The organism is Sphingobacterium sp. HJSM2_6 (assembly GCF_049316305.1).
Classification (GTDB): Bacteria; Bacteroidota; Bacteroidia; order Sphingobacteriales; family Sphingobacteriaceae; genus Sphingobacterium.
The window spans coordinates 1-413 of the sequence record NZ_JBMOXB010000056.1; the positions used below are offsets into that span (position 1 = coordinate 1).

Below are 413 nucleotides of genomic sequence, written 5' to 3' on the forward strand. Positions count from 1 at the left end.
CTTTTTTTTACGATATCGTAACGCAGTACCAAGTCGGCTACCATCTCTTTCAAACGAGCATTCTCTTTCTTCAGTTCGGAGACCTCATCACTAGTTGCTTCTCTGGTTACATCCCCGTTCAGACGCTTCTTGCCAGCTTCCATAAACTCTTTGTTCCAGGCGTAGAACTGGGACTGGGCGATGCTGTGCTTTCTACACAATTCTGCCACAGAGGTCTCGGCTCTAAGACCCTCCATAACGATCAAAATCTTCTGTTCGGCGGTAAAGATCCTGCGCGTATTCTTACGAATGTCTTTTACAAATGATTCCGTGCTCTTCTTCTTTGATGTTCCCATAATTAAATCTAACGTTTTTGATGAAAACACTCCTTAAGTTTTTAAAATATCGTGTCCACTTTTTGCTGACGATTTACA

General features: G+C 42.4%; 1 protein-coding gene. It reads right to left on the minus strand.

The annotated features are described in order from the left end of the window. Positions 1–335, minus strand: a 335-nt coding sequence (locus ACFRAE_RS17795) for a transposase (RefSeq protein WP_422798516.1), incomplete at its 3' end; no start/stop codon positions are given. Positions 336–413 lie beyond the last annotated feature (78 nt).